A 20,194-nucleotide genomic window follows, 5' to 3' on the forward strand; every position below is an offset into this window, starting at 1 on the left:
GTCTCACAATCGGTGGGTAAAGTAGCGCAGCACTTTACTGCCCCCACCGGCGGCGAAGCAATCGAGGGCTCCGCCGCCTATCGCCGCAGATCAGGGGCGCGGCGCACCGTCCGTAGCCTGGGCGGTCAGCGGCGCCGTCACCTGGGCGACGCCCCCGGCTGCAGCCTGCGGATTGCCTGCCTGCGGAGCGGCCTGGGTCTTGGCGCGATCCTGCTCGGCCAGACGCGCAATCAGGCCGGCGATCTGCGAGTCCTTCAGCTCGATCAGCTTGTTCAGCTTCTGGGTCTGGCTCTCCAGGTCGGAAATCCGGCTGCGCAGTTCATCGCCCTCGCGACGGGCGCTGTCCAGACCTTCCTGGGCCACGGCCAGTTGCTCGGCCTCGACCTTGCCCTTGTCCTTGCCCGGCTGGCCGGAGATCAGGCGCAGGTTGTCGCGCTCTTCGGCCTTTGCCGGCGCGCTGCCCGCCTCCGCCTTGTGGGTGGCGTCCAGCTGGCGCCCCTGCTGGGCCAGTTGCGGATTGCGCCTGGCTTTCCACTCGGAATTCTGGGTTTCGACATGGGCCACTGCCTGGGCGTGGCTCTGCTCGCGAACCTGCTGCTCGCTAGGCAGGCGCAGCACCTGGCCGACCTTGATGCGATTGACGTTGCCGTCGACGAAGGCATTCGGGTTCATGCGCTGGATCGCGGCCATGGTCTGCATGACCGAAACACTGCTGGACGGACGGTTGCGCGAAGCGATGTCCCACAGCGCGTCGTTGCGCTGGATGCGATAGCTGTCGGCCGGCGCATTGGCGACCGCCGGCACCATTGGTTGCGCCTGCGGCGCGCGAACTGCAGCCACCGGCGCGATGGCCGGCGGCGTCACCGGACTGGCCATATAGGTCGGTGGGTCCAGCAGCAAGGTGAATTCGCGCACCAGACGACCCTGCGGCCAGACCACCTGCAGGACGAAGTTCACGTAGGGCTCGCGAATCGGCTTGGACGAGCTGACATGAATGACGCCACGGCCGTTCTTGCCGACGTCGGGCGTGAACTTCAGCCCGCTGGTGACCACGTTGCGGTCCACACCCAGGCGCTCGAAGTCATCTGCCGAGGCAAGACTCACCACCACCTCCTCGGAGCTCAGGTCAGCCACGCCGCGCAGGTCGATATTGGCCGAGAGGGTCTGCCCCAGCGCTGCCCGCGAGGAGATGTCACCCAGTTCCAGGGCGCCTGCCATGCCCGGCATGAACGCCGCGGCGACTGCCGTCGCCAACCACAATCTGTGTAACCGAGCCATTTTCTCCCCCGCTGCTTGCTTGCCGTCGGCCGGCGCGAAAGGCGCGCCGAAACCTGTCCCCATGGACGGGCTGCGAGGATAACGACTGGTTCCCGGTGGCTTTTCCGGGTGCGTCACAGAAACCGGCGCCAAAGAGCCGACAGCCAGACGGACTGGCGTTTTTGTGCGGCGGTTCACCTACACACAGGGAACTTCTCGTGCTCCACAAAGCACGACGCCGGCTCAGGGCCGGCGTCGTGGGGGTCACTCAGAGGCGAATCAACGCTCGAGCAGGATGCGCAGCATGCGGCGCAGCGGCTCGGCGGCGCCCCACAGCAGCTGGTCGCCCACGGTGAAGGCGCCCAGGTACTGAGTGCCCATGTTGAGCTTGCGCAGACGGCCAACCGGAACGCTCAGGGTGCCGGTGACGGCCGCAGGAGTCAGTTCGCGCATGCTGATCTCGCGCTGGTTCGGGATCAGCTTGACCCAGGGGTTGTGCTGGCTGATCAGGCCTTCGATGTCCGCGATGGGCACATCCTTGTTCAGCTTGATGGTCAGCGCCTGGCTGTGGCAGCGCATGGCGCCGATGCGCACGCAGATGCCGTCCACCGGGATCGGGTTCTTGAAGCGGCCGAGGATCTTGTTGGTCTCGGCCTGGCCTTTCCACTCTTCGCGGCTCTGGCCGTTGGGCAGTTCCTTGTCGATCCACGGGATCAGGCTGCCGGCCAGCGGCGCGCCGAAGTTCTCGGTGGGCATGGCGTCGCTGCGGATGGCTTCGGCGACCTTGCGGTCGATGTCGAGGATGGCGCTGGACGGGTTGGCCAGGTCATCGGCGACGGAAGCGTTGATGGCGCCCATCTGCTTGATCAGCTCGCGCATGTTCTGCGCGCCGGCACCCGAGGCCGCCTGGTAGGTCATGGCGCTCATCCACTCGACCAGGCCGGCTTCGAACAGGCCGCCCAGGGCCATCAGCATCAGGCTGACGGTGCAGTTGCCGCCGATGTAGTTCTTGGTGCCGGCATCCAGCGAGTTGTCGATGACCTTGCGGTTCACCGGGTCGAGGACGATGACCGCGTCATCCTGCATGCGCAGGCTGGAAGCGGCGTCGATCCAGTAGCCCTGCCAGCCGGCTTCGCGCAGCTTGGGGAAGACTTCGCTGGTGTAGTCGCCGCCCTGGCAGGTCAGGATGACGTCGAGGGTTTTCAGTTCCTCGATGCTGTAGGCGTCCTTCAGGGGGGCAATGTCCTTGCCAATGGACGGACCTTCGCCACCCACGTTGGAGGTGGTGAAGAACACCGGCTCGATCAGGTCGAAGTCCCGCTCTTCCAGCATCCGCTGCATGAGCACCGAACCCACCATGCCACGCCAACCGATCAGACCTACACGCTTCATCGCTACTACACCTTCAAATATTTAGAGGGCCGTCGTTCCCGCCTTCGTACAAGAGCACGGGAACGAGCGAGCCGGACAGATTACAGATTCCGCAGTGCTGCGACTACCGCGTCGCCCATTTCGCGGGTACCGACCCTGGTGCAGCCTTCGGACCAGATGTCACCGGTACGCAGGCCCTGGTCGAGCACCAGGCTCACGGCCTTCTCGATGGCGGCGGCGGCGGCGCCTTCGTTGAAGGTGTAACGCAGCATCATCGAGACCGAGAGGATGGTCGCCAGCGGGTTGGCGATGCCCTTGCCGGCGATGTCCGGCGCGGAACCGTGGCAAGGCTCGTACATGCCCTTGTTGTTCGAATCCAGCGAGGCAGAAGGCAGCATGCCGATGGAGCCGGTGAGCATGGAAGCCTCATCCGACAGGATGTCGCCGAACATGTTGTCGGTGACCATCACGTCGAACTGCTTGGGTGCGCGGACCAGCTGCATGGCGGCGTTGTCGACGTACATGTGCGACAGCTCGATGTCCGGGTAGTCCTTGGCGACTTCCTCGACCACTTCGCGCCACAGCTGGCTGGACGCCAGGACGTTGGCCTTGTCCACCGAGCACAGTTTCTTGTTGCGCACGCGAGCCATGTCGAAGCCGACACGGGCGATGCGGCGGATTTCGCTTTCGCTGTACGGCAGGGTGTCGTACGCCTGGCGCTCGCCGTTCTCCAGCACGCGCTGCTCGCGCGGTTGGCCGAAGTAGATGCCGCCGGTCAGCTCGCGCACGATGAGGATGTCCAGGCCGGCGACCACTTCGGGCTTCAGGCTGGAGGCATCGGCCAGTTGCGGATAGAGGATGGCCGGACGCAGGTTGCCGAACAGGCCCAGTTGCGAGCGGATCTTCAGCAGGCCGCGCTCGGGGCGGATGTCACGCTCGATCTTGTCCCATTTCGGGCCGCCCACGGCGCCCAGCAGCACCGCGTCGGAGTTGCGCGCGCGCCCCAGGGTCTCGTCGGCCAGCGGTACGCCGTGCTTGTCGATGGCAGCGCCGCCGATCACATCTTCGGTCAGCTCGAAGCCCAGGGCGAACTTGTCGTTGGCCAGCTCCAGCACCTTGACCGCTTCGGCCATGATTTCCGGGCCGATGCCGTCGCCGGGGAGAACCAGAATCTGTTTGCTCATCTTTCTGCTCACTTTTTGAAAGTCGCTTGGCAAATAAAACCGCTTGGCAAATAACGTAACGCCCCGGATGGCTCGCACCATCCGGGGCGGTCAGAACCTTGAGATCAGCGCTCCGCCCAGAGCACCAGCACGTCGGTGCTGAAGGAACCCTCGGCGTCGATCTCGAAATACTCGCGCACCTCGTCGCCCATCGAAAGCTGCAGGGCACGAATGGCCTGGCGCATCACCTCGGGGGTGCGCATGCGCTCGACCCAGGAAGTGAACTCCAGGCGCAGGCGCTGGCGCTTCTGCGCAGTCACCGCAAGACCCGCCTCACCCACTAAACGCGCCCACTCCGACGGGGAGTAGTCACGCACATGGCTGGTGTCGCGCAAGACCTCGACAGTCTGCAGATAGGTGTCCAGCAGAGGCAAGCCCGGCGCCGCGACATCGATGAAGCAGACCACGCCGCCCGGCTTGAGCACCCGGCGCACTTCGCGCAGCGCCTGGCCGACATCCCGCCAGTGGTGCGCGGAATAGCGGCTGAAGACGAAGTCGAACTCACCATCCTCGAACGGCAGCTGCTCGGCGGCACCACAGCGCGTGGCGATGTTGCCCAGGCCGCGCTCGGCGGCGGCCGAGGCCACCACGTCGAGCATCTGCTGGGACAGGTCGTAGGCCACCACCTCGCCGGCCAGCGGCGCGACGTTGAAGCTCACATGCCCTGCCCCGCACCCCAGATCGAGCACGCGCGCACCGGTAGTCGCCGACAGTCGCTCGCGCAGCTGGGCGAATTCCTCGCCCTGGGCGTGTACGGCGCTGGTCAGGTAAGCGTTGGCCTGGGCGCCGAACTGGCGCTGGACCACTTGCTCGTGACGACTCTCGGTCATGCTGATCTCCTCAACGCGATGGTGCGACGCCGGTCAGGCGTCGCGGAACAACCAGGGCTGCTGCTGCTTGTAGCCGGTTTCAAAACTGCGGATGGCCTCGGCGTCCTGCAGGGTCAGGCCGATGTCGTCCAGGCCATTGAGCAGGCAGTGCTTGCGGAACGCGTCCACGTCGAAGCTGTACCGCTTGCCGTCCGGACGGGTCACGGTCTGCGCGGCGAGGTCGACGGTCAGTTGGTAACCCTCGGTGGCTTCGCACTGGGCGAACAGCTCGTCGACTTCCTCGTCCTTCAGGATGATCGGCAGCAGGCCGTTCTTGAAGCTGTTGTTGAAGAAGATGTCGGCGAAGCTCGGCGCGATCACGGTACGGAAGCCGTACTCGTCCAGCGCCCACGGCGCGTGCTCGCGGGAGGAGCCGCAACCGAAGTTCTCACGGGCCAGCAGCACGCTGGCGCCCTGGAAGCGCGGGAAATTGAGGACGAAGTCCTTGTTCACCGGGCGCTTGGAGTTGTCCTGGTTCGGCTGGCCCACGTCGAGGTAGCGCCACTCGTCGAACAGGTTCGGGCCGAAGCCGGTGCGCTTGATCGACTTGAGGAATTGCTTGGGGATGATCTGGTCGGTGTCGACGTTGGCGCGGTCGAGCGGCGCAACGAGACCGGTGTGCTGGGTAAAGGCTTTCATGTTCGGTCTCCTCAGGCCTGCATCAATTCACGTACGTCGATGAAACGACCGGTCACGGCAGCCGCGGCGGCCATCGCCGGACTCACCAGGTGGGTACGACCACCGGCGCCCTGACGGCCTTCGAAGTTGCGGTTGGAGGTGGAAGCGCAATGCTCGCCACTCTCCAGACGGTCCGGGTTCATCGCCAGGCACATGGAGCAGCCCGGTTCACGCCATTCGAAGCCGGCTTCGATGAAGATCTTGTCCAGGCCTTCCTGTTCCGCCTGGGCCTTCACCAGGCCCGAGCCCGGTACGACCAGCGCCTGCTTGACGGTGGCAGCGACCTTGCGGCCCTTGGCCACGGCGGCGGCGGCACGCAGGTCTTCGATGCGTGAGTTGGTGCAGGAGCCGATGAAGACGCGGTCCAGCTGGATGTCGGTGATCGCCTGGTTGGCGTTCAGGCCCATGTACTTGAGGGCACGGACGATGGAATCGCGCTTGACCGCATCGGCTTCGGCCGCCGGGTCCGGCACGTTCTGGTCGACCGCGAGGACCATCTCCGGGGAAGTCCCCCAGCTGACCTGCGGCTTGATGTCCTCGGCACGCAGCTCGACGATGGTGTCGAAGTGCGCGTCGGCGTCGGAAACCAGGTCGCTCCAGGCTTCAACAGCCTTGGCCCAGTCGCTGCCTTGCGGCGAGAACGGACGGCCCTTCACGTATTCGACGGTCTTCTCGTCGCACGCCACCATGCCGACGCGAGCGCCCGCCTCGATGGACATGTTGCAGATGGTCATGCGGCCTTCCATGGACAGGTCGCGGATGGCGCTGCCGGCGAACTCCAGGGCATGGCCGTTGCCGCCCGCGGTGCCGATCTTGCCGATCACCGCGAGGACGATGTCCTTGGCAGTCACGCCGAAGGGCAATTTGCCTTCCACGCGGACCTGCATGTTCTTCATCTTCTTGGCGACCAGGCACTGGGTGGCGAGCACGTGTTCCACTTCGGAGGTGCCGATGCCATGGGCCAGCGCACCGAAGGCGCCGTGGGTCGAGGTGTGCGAGTCGCCGCAGACCACGGTCATGCCCGGCAGGGTCGCGCCCTGCTCCGGGCCGACGACGTGGACGATGCCCTGGCGGACGTCGTTCATCTTGAATTCGAGGATGCCGAAGTCATCGCAGTTCTCGTCCAGGGTCTGGACCTGGATGCGCGACACTTCATCGGCGATGGCCGCGAGGCCACCCTTGCGCTCGACCTGGGTGGTCGGCACGTTGTGGTCCGGGGTCGCGATGTTCGCGTCGATGCGCCACGGCTTGCGGCCGGCCAGGCGCAGACCTTCGAAGGCCTGCGGCGAGGTCACTTCATGGAGGATGTGGCGGTCGATGTAGATGAGCGACGAACCATCGTCACGGCGCTTCACCTCGTGCATTTCCCAGAGTTTGTCGTAGAGCGTCTTGCCGGCCATCAGAGAGTCCTCATCAGCGTCTTTCTATGCCCCTTGGGCTTGTGGGGATGATCCTATGGAAAGGCGCCGAATAACTCAAATTCATATTTTTTATCCAAAGGATTCCCACAGGGAATACGGTGCGTTATAAAAGTCGGGCGCCGCTTCCAGAGCGCAGGGAGTCGACATGGACCTGACCAGCCTCAACACCTTCCTCGCCATCGCCGAATCCGGCAGCTTCTCCGAAGCCGGCGAGCGCCTGCACCTGACCCAGCCAGCGGTGAGCAAGCGCATCGCCGCCCTGGAGAACCAGCTGGGAGTAAGGCTGTTCGACCGCGTCGGCCGCGAGGTGACCCTCACCGAGTCCGGCCGCGCCCTGCTGCCGCGCGCTTACCAGATACTCAGTGTGCTGGACGACACCCGTCGCGCCCTGACCAACCTGAACGGCGAAGTGAGCGGTCGGCTGGTCCTGGCTACCAGTCATCACATCGGCCTGCACCGACTCCCGCCGCTGCTGCGCGCCTTCACCAAGGCCCACCCGCAGGTGGCGCTGGATATCCAGTTCTGCGACTCGGAAGTGGCCTACGAAGAAATTCTCCATGGCCGCGCCGAACTGGCCGTGATCACCCTCGCCCCGGAAACCGCCGAACCGGTGCGCGCCGTGCCGGTGTGGGATGACCCGCTGGACTTCGTCGCCGCCCCCGAGCACCCGCTGTCGGTGCAGGGCCCGGTATTCCTCGCCGACGTGGCGCGGCACCCGGCGGTGTTCCCCGGCGGAAACACCTTCACCCACCACATCGTGCGGCGCATGTTCGAGGCCGAGGGCCTGACGCCGAACATCGGCATGAGCACCAACTACATGGAGACCATCAAGATGATGGTTTCCATCGGCCTGGCCTGGAGCGTCCTGCCGCGCACCATGCTCGATGACAGCGTCGTGCGCCTGCCACTGCAGGACATCCAGCTCAGCCGCCAGCTGGGCTACATCCTGCATACCGAACGCACGCTGTCCAACGCCGCGCGGGCCTTCATGCGCCTGCTCGACGCCCAGGCGGCCGGGCTTGCGCCTGTCGCGGCCTAACCTCTATTGTTCTGACAGAACTAGAAGAAGGGGCCCGAATGCCCGTCCGCACACCCGTTCGCGTTAGCCGGCCCCACTTGGCCGGCGCCGCCAGACTCAGGGGGAGCGCCGCATGAGCCGCGATCCGCACACGCCCCCGCACGCCTCCGACGGACAGGACAAGTTCGCCAAAGCCTTTCATACCGCGCCCGACGCCATGGTCATCACCGACCGGGACAGCGGAAAATTCCTCGAGCTCAATGCCAGTTTCGTCGATCACTTCGGCTGGAGCCGCGAAGAAGCCCTCGGCCGCACCTCGGTGCAACTCGGCCTCTGGCACAGCCTCGACGAACGCCAGCGGATGCTCGACAAGATCACCGCCGAGCGGCAGATCGACGGCTTCGACGTCACCCTCATCACCCGTACCGGCGAAGTCCGTAGCGCCCGCGTCTACGGCTGCCAGATCGAACAGGACGCCCGCCCCTGCCTGGTGCTGACGGTCCGCGACATTACCCGCATGCGCGCCCAGGAACGCGCCCTGCGTGACAGCCAGGAGCGCCTGGACCTGGCGCTGGACTCCGCGCAACTGGGCATCTGGGACTGGCACATCCCCAGCGGCCTGCTCTACGGCTCGGCCCGCGCCGCCGTGCTGCACGAATTGCCTGACCGGGACTTCCACGGCCCCTTCGGCGAGTTCTTCGCCTGTGTCGACAAGTCCGACCGCCAGCGCATGCGCCAGGCCTACGCCCGGCTCGCCCGCGGCCCGGAGAGCGACTACCAGTTCACCTACCGCGCGCAACTCGACTCCGGCGAAGTGCGCTACCTGGAAAGCCGCGCGCGGCTCTACCGCGACGCCCGCGACAAACCGCTGCGCATGGCCGGCACCCTGCTCGACATCACCGAACGCGTGCTGCGCGAACGCAGCCTGCAGGCCTCGGAGGAGAAATTCGCCAGCCTGTTCCAGGGCAGCCCGGACCCGATCTGTGTGTCGAGAGTGCGCGACGGCGAGTTCGTCGAAGTGAACCCGAGTTTCTGCCGCACCTTCGGCTGGCTCGCCGAGGACATCATCGGCCGCTCGTCCCACCAGGTGACCTTCTGGGCCGATCACCACCAGCGCTCGCGACTGTTCGAGCAACTGATGCGCGACCATTCGCTGCAGAACGTCGAAGTGCAGTTCCTCACCCGCGAAGGCCAGACCATCACCTGCATGGTCGCCAGCCGGCTGATCTGGGTCGACCGCCAGCTGTGCATCCTCTCCAGCTTCCGCGACGTCACCCGCCGGCTGCAGGCCGAGGCCGCACTCAAGGCCAGCCAGGAGAAGTTCGCCAAGGCATTCCACTCCAGCCCCGACGCCATCACCATCACCGAGCGCGCGACCGGCCGCTACATCGAGGTCAACGAAGGTTTCCACCGCCTGACCGGCTACCGCACCGACGAGGTGATCGGCCAAACCTCCCTGGGCATCAATATCTGGGCCGATCCCGACGAGCGCCTGAACATGATCGCCGCGCTGAACCGCGACGGCTTCGTCCACCACCTGGAAATGCGCGGCCGCCACCGCGACGGCACGATCAAGACGGTGGACGTGTCGGTAGAACCGATCGAACTGGGCGGGGTGGACTGCCTGCTGCTCACCGCCCGCGATACCAGTGAGCTGCGCGAGGCCGAGGCGCGCATCCAGCACCTGGCCTACCACGACGCCCTGACCGACCTGCCCAACCGGGCCCTGCTGATGGACCGCCTCAAGCAGCAGATCGCCCTGCTGCAACGCCACAGCCTGCGCGGCGCTCTGCTGTTCCTCGACCTCGACCACTTCAAGCACATCAACGACTCGCTCGGCCACTCGGTCGGTGACTCCATCCTGCAGATGGTCACCGCGCGCCTGGAAGCCAGCGTGCGCCAGGAAGACACCGTGGCGCGCCTGGGCGGCGACGAATTCGTGGTGCTGATCACCGGCATCGAGGGCAGCCGCCTGGAAACCGCCCAGCAGGTGCGCCAATTGGCGGAGAAACTCCGCGACCTGCTGGCCGAGCCGATGCTGCTGGACGGCCATCGGCTGCAGATCACCCCGAGCATCGGCATCGCGCTGATTCCCGACGACGGCGCGACCCCGGACGACCTGCTCAAGCGCGCCGACATCGCCATGTACCGCGCCAAGGACGCCGGGCGGAACACCGTGCAGCTGTTCCACGAATCCATGCAGCAGGCCGCCAGCGAGCGCCTGCGCCTGGAGAACGGCCTGCGCATGGCCCTCGCCCGCCGCGAGTTCAACCTGCACTACCAGCCGCAGGTGGACGCCCGCGATTCACGCATCGTCGGCGCCGAGGCGCTGCTGCGCTGGCGCCACCCGACTCGCGGCCCGCAATCGCCGGCCAGCTTCATCCGCGTGCTGGAGGACAGCGGGCTGATCGTCGAAGTGGGCCAGTGGGTACTCGAGGAAGCCTGTCGCACCGGCGCGCGGCTGCTCGCCGAGGGCCGCATCGACGTCGAGAATTTCAGCCTGAGCGTGAACATCAGCCCCCGGCAGTTCCGCCAGAGCGAATTCGTCGAGCGCCTGCTGGCCCTGCTGCACAAGACCCGGCTGCCGCCCAGCCTGCTGAAACTGGAGATCACCGAGGGCATCGTGATCCAGCAACTGGACGACACCATCGCGCGCATGGAGCGCCTGCGCGAAGCCGGCGTGCAGTTCGCCATGGATGACTTCGGCACCGGCTACTCCTCGCTGACCTACCTCAAGCGCCTGCCGGTGGACAGCCTGAAGATCGACCAGAGCTTCGTGCGTGACGCCCCCAACGACAGCAACGACGCAGAGATCGTCCGCGCCATCATCGCCATGGGGCACAGCCTCGGGCTGGAGCTGGTGGCCGAAGGGGTGGAAACCCCGGAGCAGCTGGCGCTGCTGGCGGAACAGGGTTGCCATCTGTACCAGGGCTATCTGTTCGGCCGACCGGTACCGCTGGAGGACTTCATCGCCCTGCTGCCCCGCAACGATACCCAGCAGGCAACCTGAGGCTCGCTATTGCGCGGGCCGCAACTCCGACATCACCACCATCACCTGGGCCTCGTCGGCTTCGCCGTCGTTGAGGTAGAGGTGGCCAACGCTGCTATCGAAATAGGCCGTCTCGCGCGTCCCGATGCACACCGACTCGCCCGTCTCGAACTGGATGCGCACACGACCGGCCACCACCATGGCGAACTCCTGGCCGGGGTGGCGGACGTAATCATCGAACTCACCCACCTCGCGGGCAAAGATGCGCGCGTACAGCGGCGTCATGCTGCGCTGCGGGAAATCGCCGGCGATGGGGTAGTACTCGTAACCGCCGGTGTCGTAACCGGCAGCGTTGTCGATGCCAGTCTTGACGAAAGTCTTCAGCCCCATCAACCCGCCGACGGACGGCAAAGGGCGGAACAACTGAGCGATATCCACCTGCAAGGCGCGGGCGGCGGCGGCCAGCTTGTCGTAGCTCACCGCCACCTGTGCCAGCTCCATCTTCGACAGGGTGGAAACCGCCACGCCAGACAGGTCGGAGAGCTGTTTCAGGGTCAGTTTCTGCTGCTTGCGAACCGCCCGCAGACGCGCACCGACTTCGTCTCGATCCAGTTGCTGGGGCTTGGGTAGTGCCTGGGCGGTTTCGCTCATGGGACATCTCGTGAGGGGGCCGACGAAAGTTTACCGGGCCTTGCCTTTCGCGCAAAAATTCTCATATCTTAGATTTCTCACATACGAGAAAATCTGCAGAAGGCCCTTGCAGTGAGCCATTTCGATTTCGTCATCATCGGTGCCGGCATTGCCGGCGCCTCCCTCGCCTACCGCCTTAGCGAGACGCACAAGGTGCTGGTGCTGGAGCGCGAAGAGCAGCCCGGCTACCACTCCACCGGGCGCTCCGCCGCCATGTTCATGGAGGCCTACGGCACGCCGCAGATCCAGGCGCTGACCCGCGCCAGCCGGGCCTTCTACGAGAACCCGCCAGCCGGCTTCAGCGAGCACCCGATCCTCACTCCGCGCGGCTGCCTGTACGTCGGCGGCCCGGAACACCTCGAGCTGCTCAAGCAGGCCGAAGCCACGCCCGGCGTCAAGCGCATCAGCACCGAACAGGCACTGGAATTCCTCCCCGTCCTGCGCGCCGACGCCATCATCGGCGCACTCTACGAGCCGGACGCCCGCGACCTCGACGTGCATGCGCTGCACCAGGGCTACCTGCGCGCGCTGCGCCAGCGCGGCGGCGAACTGCGCTGCGACCGCGAGCTGCTGTCGGCTGACTATGCCGATGGCGCGTGGACGCTCGAACTCAGCCAGGGCGAAACCGTCCAGGCCGCGCAACTGGTCAACGCCGCCGGCGCCTGGGCCGACTACGTGGCCGAGCGCTGCGGCATCCGTCCGGTGGGCCTGCAACCCTGCCGCCGCACCGCCTTCACCTTCCCGGTGCCCGACGGCTTGGACATCAGCCGCTGGCCGACGGTGATCGGCATCGACGAAAGCTTTTACTTCAAGCCGGACGCCGGCCAGTTGCTCGGTTCCCCCGCCAATGCCGACCCAGTGGAAGCGCAGGACGTGCAGCCCGAGGAACTCGACATCGCCCTGGGCGTTTACCACATCGAGGAACACACCACCCTGGCGATCCGTCGGCCGAACCACAGCTGGGCCGGCCTGCGCTCCTTCGTCGCCGACGGCGACCTGGTGATCGGCCAGGACGCGCAGAACCCGGCGTTCTTCTGGCTGGCCGCCCAGGGCGGCTACGGCATCCAGTCCGCCGATGGTGTGTCGCGCCTGGCCCAATCGCTGCTGCTCGGCCAGCCGCTGCCCGAATCCCTGCGCCAGGAAGGCGTCGACCCCCAGCGCCTGAGCCCGGCGCGCCTGCGTTGAATTCCCCCGGAGACCTTAGAATGAGCGATATCCAGCGTTACCCCAGCAGCCTGCCCTTCCCCTTCTCCCGCGCCGTCAAGGCCGGCGGCTTCCTGTTCCTGTCCGGGCAGATCCCGATGACCGCGGACGGCCAGGTGGTGAAAGGCGACATCCAGACCCAGACCGAAGCGGTGATGACCCGCATCGCCGAAAGCCTGGAAGCCTGCGGCGCCAACTACTCGCAGGTGGTGAAGGCCACCGTATGGCTGTCCGACATGGCGCACTTCGCCGGCTTCAACGAGGTGTACAAGCGCTACTTCGAACAGGGCCTGCCAGTGCGCTCCTGCGTGGCTTCGGCACTGGCGCTGGGCGTGGACGTCGAGGTGGAAGTCCAGGCCTACGTCGGCCAGGCGTGACCCTTTCCGGCCCCGCCGCGAGCGGGGCCGCTCTCATAACAACAACAGAGTCTCGATCATGAAAACCAGTCTCAAGCTCGGCGGGGCCTACATCGGCCTGGTGGTGGGCGTCGGCTTCGCCTCGGGCCAGGAGATCCTCCAGTTCTTCGGCGGCTTCGGCATCATGGGCCTGGCCGGCGCGCTGGTGGCGCTGGCGCTGTTCGCCTTCCTGCTGATGAACCTCTACCAGATCGGCAGCCGTCTGCAGACCCAGTCGCACAAGGAAGCCATGGAGTACATCTGTGGCAAACCGCTGGGCCGCGTCGTCGACCTGATGCTGACCTTCTTCCTGTTCGGCACCATGGTGGTGATGTTCGCCGGCGCCAACTCCTCCTTCGAGCAGCAACTGGGCATCGGCCACTCCATCGGCGGCATGGTCCTCGGCGTGCTGACCATCATCACCGTGTGCCTGGGCCTGAAGCGGGTGATCACCCTGATGAGCCTGATCACACCGGTGCTGATGGTCATCGTGGCCATCATCGCCGTCTACGCGTTGACGCATATCCAGAAGCCGCTGGCGGAGCTGGAGCAGATTGCCCTGGCGGTGCCGCACCCGGCGCCCAACTGGCTGCTCGGCGCGCTGCTCTACGTCTCCTACAACGTCGCGGCCACCGCAGCGGCCGTGGTGGTGATGGGCGGCAGCGTGGCCAATCTGCGCACCGCGGCAATGGGCGGCGTGTTCGGCGGCATCGGCGTGGGCGTGCTGATCCTCGCCATGGCCCTGGTGATGCTGGTGCAGATCGACGTGATCGGCGGCAGCGCCATTCCCACCCTGCTCCTGAGCAACAACATCGCGCCCTGGTTCGGCGATGTGATGCTGGCCCTGCTGCTGGTGAAGCTGTACTGCACCACCAGCGGATTTGCCTACACCCTGGCCGCGCGCTGCGTTGCCTACGGCGTACCCTTCCGCGTGGCGACCGTAGTCGCGGTGGTGCTTGCCTTCATCGCCAGCCAGGTCGGCTTCGTCAAGCTGGTGGGCCTGGTCTATCCGGCCATGGGTTACCTGGGCTTCGTGCTGATGGCGGCCATCGTCGTCGCCTGGTGGCGCAACCGCTCGGCGCCGCTGCCGGACCAGCAGAAGGCCTGATCGGCAGCTGATCGAGGCACCAACGAAAACGCCCGTCTCTTGCGAGACGGGCGTTTTGCTTTGCCGCTACGGCCCGGCTGATGCCGGGCTACCACTTAGCCTTCGATGGCCAGGTTCTGGCCGTTGATGGCGATCCGCTTGGGCTTGGCTTCTTCCGGAACGATGCGCACCAGCTCGACGCTGAGCAGGCCGTTCTTCAGCGATGCGCCCTGGACCTCGATATGGTCGGCGAGGCGAAACGACAGTTTGAAGGCGCGCTGGGCGATGCCCTGGTGCAGGTAGGTGACGCTCTCGGAAGCCTTTTCGCGCTTGCCGCCGTTGACGGTCAGCACACCGCGCTCCACTTGCAGCTCCAGGTCCTCCTCCTGCAGGCCGGCGGCAGCGATGACGATGCGGTACTGGTCGTCACCATGCTTCTCGACGTTGTAGGGCGGGTAGGAACTGCCGCCTTCACTGCGCAGGGCGGACTCGAACAGATCGTTGAAGCGATCGAAGCCGACGGACTGGCGGAACAGCGGGGCGAGGGAAAGGACGTTGCTCATGCGAATCTCCTGAAATTTTCAGCAAGGTATGATCTGGAGCCTGAGGTCAGAACTCCGGTGCGGGACCCGTCTTCGGCCTCCCGCAGGAACATAGATTGGGCTGCGCGAATCCATTTCAAGCCCCCTTCACAACAGGAAGAGTTTCCATGGACAAGGTCATGCTGATCACCGGCGCCAGTCGCGGCATCGGCGCCGCCACCGCCCTGCTCGCCGCCGAGCGCGGCTTCGCCGTGGCGCTCAACTACCGCCGCGAACGTGAAGCGGCCGAAGCGCTGGTCGCGCAAATCACCGCAGCCGGCGGCAAGGCACGCGCCTTCGCCGCCGACGTGGCGAACGAGGAAGACGTGCTGCGCCTGTTCCGCGAAGTGGACGAAGCCTTCGGCCGCCTCGACGCGCTGATAAACAACGCCGGCATCCTGGAGCGCCAGATGCGCCTGGAAGACATGGACGTGGCGCGCCTGCAGCGGGTGTTTGCAGTGAACGTTACCGGTACCTTCCTCTGCTGCCGCGAGGCAGTGAAGCGCATGGCGCGCCAGCACGGCGGCAAGGGCGGAAGCATCGTCAACGTGTCGTCCATGGCTTCACGCCTGGGTTCGCCCAACGAGTACATCGACTACGCCGCCGCCAAGGGCGCGGTGGACAGCCTGACCATCGGCCTGGCCAAGGAAGTGGCGGCGGACGGCATCCGCGTGAACGCCGTGCGGCCGGGGCTGATCCGGACGGATATCCACGCCAGCGGCGGAGAACCGGGGCGCGTGGAGCGCCTGCAATCGGCGATCCCCCTGGGGCGTGGCGGCGAGGCGGAAGAAGTGGCGCGGGCGATTTTGTTCCTCGCCTCGGACGAGTCCAGCTACAGCACCGGAGGTTTCATCGACGTCAGCGGCGGGCGATAACCTGCAGGAGCGCGCCATGCGCGCAATCGCGGGCATGGCCCGCTCCTACAGGTGTCTGCCGTTGCGTCAGGCGGCGGCTTCGATCTCGACCTGCAGCATCCGGTCGAGCGCTTCGCAGTCGTGCTCGCGGCGCACCTGGGCGAACAGCTCCACAGCTTCGGGATAACTGCGGGTAAGCATCCCCAGCCACTGCTTCAGGCGCCCCGGTGCATACCGCGGCGCCAGCTTGCGCCGGGCCTGGCGCCAGAAGTCGTCGAGCAGCACGCGCACTTCCGACCAGGGCATCGGCACCACCTCGCGGCCATCGCGCCACGCGGCGATCTGCCGGGCGAGGTCCGGGCGGGAAACCAGTCCGCGGCCCAGCATGATGTCCGCCACGCCGCTGATGGAGCGGCAACGGTGGTAATCCTCCAGCGTCCAGACTTCGCCGTTGGCGAACACCGGCACTTTCACCGCATCGGCCACTTTCGCCACCCACTCCCAATGTGCCGGCGGCTTGTAGCCGTCAGCCTTGGTCCGCGCGTGCACCACCACATGGGCGGAGCCGGCGTCGGCCAAGGCGCGTGCGCAGTCGATGGCGCCGTCCGGGCTGTCGTAGCCCAAGCGCATCTTCGAGGTCACCGGAATGTGGGCCGGCACCGCGCGACGCACCGCCTCGATGATGCTGAACATCAGCTCGGGTTCCTTGAGCAAAACCGCTCCGCCACGGGACCGGTTCACCGTCTTGGCCGGGCAGCCGAAGTTCAGGTCGATGACCGGAGCACCCAGCTCGCAGGCCTGCACGGCGTTTTCCGCCAGCAGTTGCGGGTCGGAGCCGAGCAATTGCACGCGCATCGGCACGCCGGCGCGGGTACGACTGCCATGCGCCAGCTCCGGAGCGAGCGCCAGGAACGACGACGGCGGCAACAGCCGGTCATTGATGCGGATGAATTCGGTGACGCACCAGTCGATGCCGCCGACGCGGGTCAGCACATCGCGGAGGATGTCATCTACCAGCCCCTCCATCGGGGCCAGGGCGATCTGCACGGGGGAATCTCGGGCTATGGCGAAGGCCGCGGATTGTAGGGAATGCGCCGCGCCGGGAAAAGCGCGGCACGACGGATCACGCGCCGGCGGCCACGGCCTCCGGGGCGAGCAGCGCGCGGCCGTAGCCTTCGATGAACTCCACCGGCATGCGCTTGGGCTTGCCGCTGGACAGCTCGATGCAGACGAAGGTGGTCTGTGCGCGCAGCAGGGTCAAAGCGTCCGCCGGGCGCACCAGCTGGAAGTGGCGGGTCATTTTCAGGCGCTGGTCGGACTGGACGATCCAGGTCGCCAGTTGCAGCTGCTCGCCTTCATAGGCGGCCGCCAGGTAATCCACTTCATGGCGCACTACGGCCATGGCGCGATCCAGCCGGCGGTACTCGGCCAGGTCCAGCCCCAGGCTCTGGGAGTGGCGCCAGGCGCAACGCTCCAGCCAGCTGACGTAGACGGCGTTGTTGGCATGGCCGAGGCCGTCGATGTCCTCGGACTTGACCTCGATGTCGATGACGAACGGGTCGGGCAACTGCCAACTCATGAAGCGTGCTCCAGGCTTGCGGCCAGCGCGATCGCTTCGGCGGCCAGTTGGGTGATCTGGTCCCAGGCGCGGGCGCGGACCAGGCTGGGCGGCGCGATCCAGGTTCCGCCGACGCAGGCGACGTTGGGCAGGCGCAGCACGTTGAGCAGGTTTTCCTGGGTGATGCCGCCGGTCGGGCAGAAGCGGATGCCGGAGAAAGGCGCCTTCAGGCTCTTGAGCATCTTGATCGCCGCGTTGCCGTCGGCCGGGAAGAGTTTCAGCGAGCGGTAACCGTACTCCAACGCCACCAGCACCTCGGAAGGCGTCATCACTCCGGGCAGGAACGGCAGTTTCGCGTCGTCGGCGGCGGCCACCAGGCGCGGCGTGCAGCCGGGGCTGACGGCAAACTGCGCGCCGGCATCGCGGGCTTCCTGGAACTGCTCGGTGTGGATCAGCGTACCGGCGCCGACGATCATGTCCGGCAGCTCACGGCGGATTTCGGCCATCGCATCGAGCGCCTGCGGTGTGCGCAGGGTCACTTCCAGCACGCGCACACCACCGTCGTACAGTGCGCGGGCCAGATCACCAGCGAGCGCCACATCATCGATCACCAATACCGGCATGACCGGGCGCGCCTTCTGCAGCACCCAGTCCAGCGACAGATTCATGCATTCCCCCAATCGACCACCCGCGTGCGCAAGACCTCGCGCCCAGGCCGGGGCGGCCGGAAATGCCCGAAAGTCTACGCCAGCGCGCCGGGCCTGACGACCCGCACCGGGCCATCATGCAACGATAACGACGGCCTTTAGCCGCCGTTATCAGGCTGGTGAATGGCTCAGGAAGCCAGCGCCAGGGGTAAAGGCATCTCGACCTCTTCCAGCAACTCCAGAATGGCTTCGGTGACCACTGCATCCGCCAGTACGCGGTGATGCCCGCCATCCTTCAGGCGCAGCAGCCTACTGCGCGGCCAGGCCTCGTGGATGGCCGTGGCCTCGCCGACCCGCACGTACCGGTCGTCCTCGGCGTGTACCACCAGGCCGGGGAAGTCCAGTTCATAACGCGCGACGTCCAGTTGCTTGGCGGCAATACCCGCGCGCGCCTCGATCATGCGGATGAAGCGCGAGCGTGCCAGCGGCGCCAGGCCGACCATCCTGGAGAAGCCGCGCAGGACTCCCAGGACATTGCTCGGCGCACCGATGGTCACCAGCGTTTCGGTACGCAGGCCCATCTGGGTCGCCAGCAGTGCGCTGGCGCCGCCCATGGAATGACCGATCACGGCCCGCAGCGGCGGCAACTCGCTGGCTGCCTCCAGCAGGGCGCGGGCGAACAGCACGATGTCCGCTTCGCGGCCGGGCGAGCGGCCGTGCCCCGGCCCGTCGAGGGCGATCACGCCATAACCGGCGCCCACCAGCTTCTCGATCAGCGTGGCGAACTGGGTAGGCCGACCTTCCCAACCGTGCATCAACAGCACAGCCGGCCCCTCCCCCCAGCGCAAGGCAGACAACCCGAAACGCAGGGTGACGCGCTCGGAGCTGGCCAGCAGCGGCAGCTCCCAGTCACGCGGGGCATATTCGTTGGGCGTCACGAACAGCTGACGCATGCGCTGCGCCGCCCATGTCGGCGCGACGCGCCCCAGGGTGGCATTGATTCCTCGAACCCAGCTCAGACTGTTCATTTGCCGTACCTCCTCAGATCACCGCTTTCTTCGCGGCACGCAGGACACGATCGGACAGGTCGCCGGTGCCCAGGGCACGAGCCAGCGCCAATCCGCCAATCATCAGGGCCATGTCGCTGAGCACGGTGTCGATTTCCTCGGGGCGGCCGGCCAGCGCCGCGACCATCAACTCCACGTGCTCTTCCAGGGTCTGGCGGAAAGCTTCCGGCAGATCGGCGATCTCGTTCAGTGAACTGGGGATCGGGCAGCCCTCCTCCTCGGTATCGCGGTGCTTGCGCGACAGGTAGTACTGCGCCGTCAGTGCACGGCGCTCGGCGAAGCTCAGTTGCGGATCGAAGCGCTTGAGGCCTTCGCGACGCTTGGCGAGCAAGTCGCGGAAGGCCTCCAGCATCAGCGCGTCCTTGCTCTCGAAGTGCGAGTAGAAGCCGCCCACCGTCAGCCCCGCCGCCGACATCACCTCGCCCACGCTGGGGCCGACCGGCCCGTGCTGGAGCAATGCGCTGGTGGCGGCGGACAGGATGCGTTCGCGGGTCTGGGCTTTCTTGTCGCTCATGGCTGACTCTCGCTCGGACAAATATTATGGGGAGAATATTATTATCATAATAAAAATCGGCAAGCAGAAAGCGCGACCGCTGGTCGGAGGAACATTTTCTGGAGGGAGAAAAACAAAAGGGCCACTGAAAGTCTCAGTGGCCCTATAGGCATCGCAGAGCGATAAAAATGGCGTCCCCTAGGGGACTCGAACCCCTGTTACCGCCGTGAAAGGGCGGTGTCCTAGGCCACTAGACGAAGGGGACATATCCTTCGAAGAAACCCACCCGATGGTGGATTCTGGCTTCATCCCGTATGGGAATTTGGTGGAGCTAGACGGGATCGAACCGTCGACCTCTTGCATGCCATGCAAGCGCTCTCCCAGCTGAGCTATAGCCCCAGATGACTCTGGCTGACGACGCGAACACATCGTCGCTGGATAAGTGGCGTCCCCTAGGGGACTCGAACCCCTGTTACCGCCGTGAAAGGGCGGTGTCCTAGGCCACTAGACGAAGGGGACGCAAAACCTTCGATTTCAGTCTTGCCCGGACCAGGCAAGACCTACTGGTAATTTGGTGGAGCTAGACGGGATCGAACCGTCGACCTCTTGCATGCCATGCAAGCGCTCTCCCAGCTGAGCTATAGCCCCAAAGTACCGCTGGATCTACCGTTCCGCTTCGTTCTGTCAGTTCAGTTCGTCGCTGGAACGGGGCGCATCTTAGGGGTGAGGCGAACCCCTGTCAACAACATTTTTTCAGATTTCTTATTTTTTTCTCCCAAAGAACAATCACTTA

At 65.8% G+C, this 20,194-nt stretch carries 19 protein-coding genes and 4 tRNA genes; 6 read left to right on the forward strand and 17 right to left on the reverse strand.

The window, feature by feature from the left end; translation table 11 throughout:
* Positions 1-90: 90 nt before the first annotated feature.
* The 6 genes from IB261_RS20525 to leuC form a co-directional block, all read right to left on the reverse strand.
* Positions 91-1,227, reverse strand: a complete 1,137-nt coding sequence (locus IB261_RS20525; RefSeq protein WP_427871410.1) for a type IV pilus assembly protein FimV — start codon at positions 1,225-1,227, stop codon at positions 91-93.
* 309 nt (positions 1,228-1,536) lie between these two features.
* On the reverse strand, positions 1,537-2,649 hold the full coding sequence (asd, locus tag IB261_RS20530; RefSeq protein ID WP_045211887.1) for an aspartate-semialdehyde dehydrogenase: 1,113 nt from the start codon (positions 2,647-2,649) through the stop codon (positions 1,537-1,539).
* A gap of 80 nt (positions 2,650-2,729) precedes the next feature.
* Positions 2,730-3,812: a 3-isopropylmalate dehydrogenase gene (gene leuB, locus IB261_RS20535; protein WP_192381252.1), complete on the reverse strand. Its 1,083-nt coding sequence runs from the start codon at positions 3,810-3,812 to the stop codon at positions 2,730-2,732.
* Between the two features lie 104 nt (positions 3,813-3,916).
* The gene (locus tag IB261_RS20540; protein ID WP_081519363.1) at positions 3,917-4,681 is read right to left on the reverse strand and encodes a class I SAM-dependent methyltransferase; all 765 of its coding nucleotides are present in this window, start codon (positions 4,679-4,681) and stop codon (positions 3,917-3,919) included.
* 33 nt (positions 4,682-4,714) lie between these two features.
* Entirely contained in the window at positions 4,715-5,359 is a 645-nt protein-coding gene (gene leuD, locus IB261_RS20545; protein WP_192381251.1) for a 3-isopropylmalate dehydratase small subunit, read from the reverse strand.
* 11 nt (positions 5,360-5,370) lie between these two features.
* Positions 5,371-6,798, reverse strand: coding sequence for a 3-isopropylmalate dehydratase large subunit (leuC, locus tag IB261_RS20550; RefSeq protein WP_081519361.1), 1,428 nt, complete (start codon positions 6,796-6,798; stop codon positions 5,371-5,373).
* Positions 6,799-6,964: 166 nt separating this feature from the next.
* On the opposite strand from leuC, the gene IB261_RS20555 reads away from it, so the two are divergent.
* Both IB261_RS20555 and IB261_RS20560 read left to right on the forward strand, forming a co-directional pair.
* Entirely contained in the window at positions 6,965-7,858 is an 894-nt protein-coding gene (locus tag IB261_RS20555; protein ID WP_017520368.1) for a LysR family transcriptional regulator, read from the forward strand.
* 112 nt (positions 7,859-7,970) lie between these two features.
* On the forward strand, positions 7,971-10,847 hold the full coding sequence (locus IB261_RS20560; RefSeq protein WP_192381250.1) for a sensor domain-containing protein: 2,877 nt from the start codon (positions 7,971-7,973) through the stop codon (positions 10,845-10,847).
* A 6-nt stretch (positions 10,848-10,853) separates the two neighbouring features.
* On the opposite strand, the gene IB261_RS20565 is transcribed toward IB261_RS20560, so the two are convergent.
* On the reverse strand, positions 10,854-11,477 hold the full coding sequence (locus IB261_RS20565; RefSeq protein WP_192381249.1) for a helix-turn-helix domain-containing protein: 624 nt from the start codon (positions 11,475-11,477) through the stop codon (positions 10,854-10,856).
* Positions 11,478-11,588: 111 nt separating this feature from the next.
* Between IB261_RS20565 and IB261_RS20570 the strand changes: the two genes are divergently transcribed.
* The 3 genes from IB261_RS20570 to IB261_RS20580 are packed head-to-tail and all read left to right on the forward strand — an operon-like array spanning position 11,589 to position 14,222.
* Positions 11,589-12,701: an NAD(P)/FAD-dependent oxidoreductase gene (locus IB261_RS20570; RefSeq protein WP_192224227.1), complete on the forward strand. Its 1,113-nt coding sequence runs from the start codon at positions 11,589-11,591 to the stop codon at positions 12,699-12,701.
* 20 nt (positions 12,702-12,721) lie between these two features.
* Positions 12,722-13,096 (forward strand): RidA family protein, encoded by a 375-nt coding sequence (locus IB261_RS20575; protein WP_081519357.1) that lies wholly within the window; start codon positions 12,722-12,724, stop codon positions 13,094-13,096.
* Between the two features lie 58 nt (positions 13,097-13,154).
* Entirely contained in the window at positions 13,155-14,222 is a 1,068-nt protein-coding gene (locus IB261_RS20580) for a YkvI family membrane protein (protein ID WP_151187803.1), read from the forward strand.
* A 95-nt stretch (positions 14,223-14,317) separates the two neighbouring features.
* Here IB261_RS20580 and IB261_RS20585 read toward each other — a convergent pair whose 3' ends face one another.
* Entirely contained in the window at positions 14,318-14,764 is a 447-nt protein-coding gene (locus tag IB261_RS20585; RefSeq protein ID WP_151187804.1) for an Hsp20 family protein, read from the reverse strand.
* 146 nt (positions 14,765-14,910) lie between these two features.
* On the opposite strand from IB261_RS20585, the gene IB261_RS20590 reads away from it, so the two are divergent.
* Positions 14,911-15,657: an SDR family oxidoreductase gene (locus tag IB261_RS20590; protein WP_081519354.1), complete on the forward strand. Its 747-nt coding sequence runs from the start codon at positions 14,911-14,913 to the stop codon at positions 15,655-15,657.
* Positions 15,658-15,723: 66 nt separating this feature from the next.
* On the opposite strand, the gene IB261_RS20595 is transcribed toward IB261_RS20590, so the two are convergent.
* The 9 genes from IB261_RS20595 to IB261_RS20635 all read right to left on the reverse strand — a co-directional run bounded on the left by IB261_RS20595 (position 15,724) and on the right by IB261_RS20635 (position 20,049).
* On the reverse strand, positions 15,724-16,683 hold the full coding sequence (locus IB261_RS20595) for a tRNA dihydrouridine synthase (protein WP_192381248.1): 960 nt from the start codon (positions 16,681-16,683) through the stop codon (positions 15,724-15,726).
* Positions 16,684-16,759: 76 nt separating this feature from the next.
* The gene (locus IB261_RS20600; RefSeq protein ID WP_081519352.1) at positions 16,760-17,215 is read right to left on the reverse strand and encodes an acyl-CoA thioesterase; all 456 of its coding nucleotides are present in this window, start codon (positions 17,213-17,215) and stop codon (positions 16,760-16,762) included.
* Positions 17,212-17,862, reverse strand: coding sequence for a bifunctional 4-hydroxy-2-oxoglutarate aldolase/2-dehydro-3-deoxy-phosphogluconate aldolase (locus tag IB261_RS20605; protein WP_192381247.1), 651 nt, complete (start codon positions 17,860-17,862; stop codon positions 17,212-17,214). Before IB261_RS20605 ends, IB261_RS20600 begins: the two co-directional genes overlap by 4 nt.
* Before the next feature lie 167 nt (positions 17,863-18,029).
* Positions 18,030-18,869 (reverse strand): alpha/beta fold hydrolase, encoded by an 840-nt coding sequence (locus tag IB261_RS20610; RefSeq protein WP_192381246.1) that lies wholly within the window; start codon positions 18,867-18,869, stop codon positions 18,030-18,032.
* Between the two features lie 13 nt (positions 18,870-18,882).
* Positions 18,883-19,422 carry a TetR/AcrR family transcriptional regulator gene (locus IB261_RS20615; protein ID WP_081519349.1) on the reverse strand — a complete coding sequence of 180 codons (540 nt, stop codon included), beginning with the start codon at positions 19,420-19,422 and terminating at the stop codon, positions 18,883-18,885.
* Positions 19,423-19,590: 168 nt separating this feature from the next.
* Positions 19,591-19,666 (reverse strand) — tRNA-Glu (locus IB261_RS20620).
* A gap of 58 nt (positions 19,667-19,724) precedes the next feature.
* Positions 19,725-19,800: transfer RNA gene (locus IB261_RS20625), tRNA-Ala, on the reverse strand.
* A 44-nt stretch (positions 19,801-19,844) separates the two neighbouring features.
* A tRNA-Glu gene (locus tag IB261_RS20630) sits at positions 19,845-19,920 on the reverse strand.
* 53 nt (positions 19,921-19,973) lie between these two features.
* A tRNA-Ala gene (locus IB261_RS20635) sits at positions 19,974-20,049 on the reverse strand.
* Between the last annotated feature and the right edge of the window lie 145 nt (positions 20,050-20,194).

The organism is Pseudomonas sp. PDM20 (assembly GCF_014852575.3).
Lineage (GTDB): Bacteria > Pseudomonadota > Gammaproteobacteria > Pseudomonadales > Pseudomonadaceae > Pseudomonas.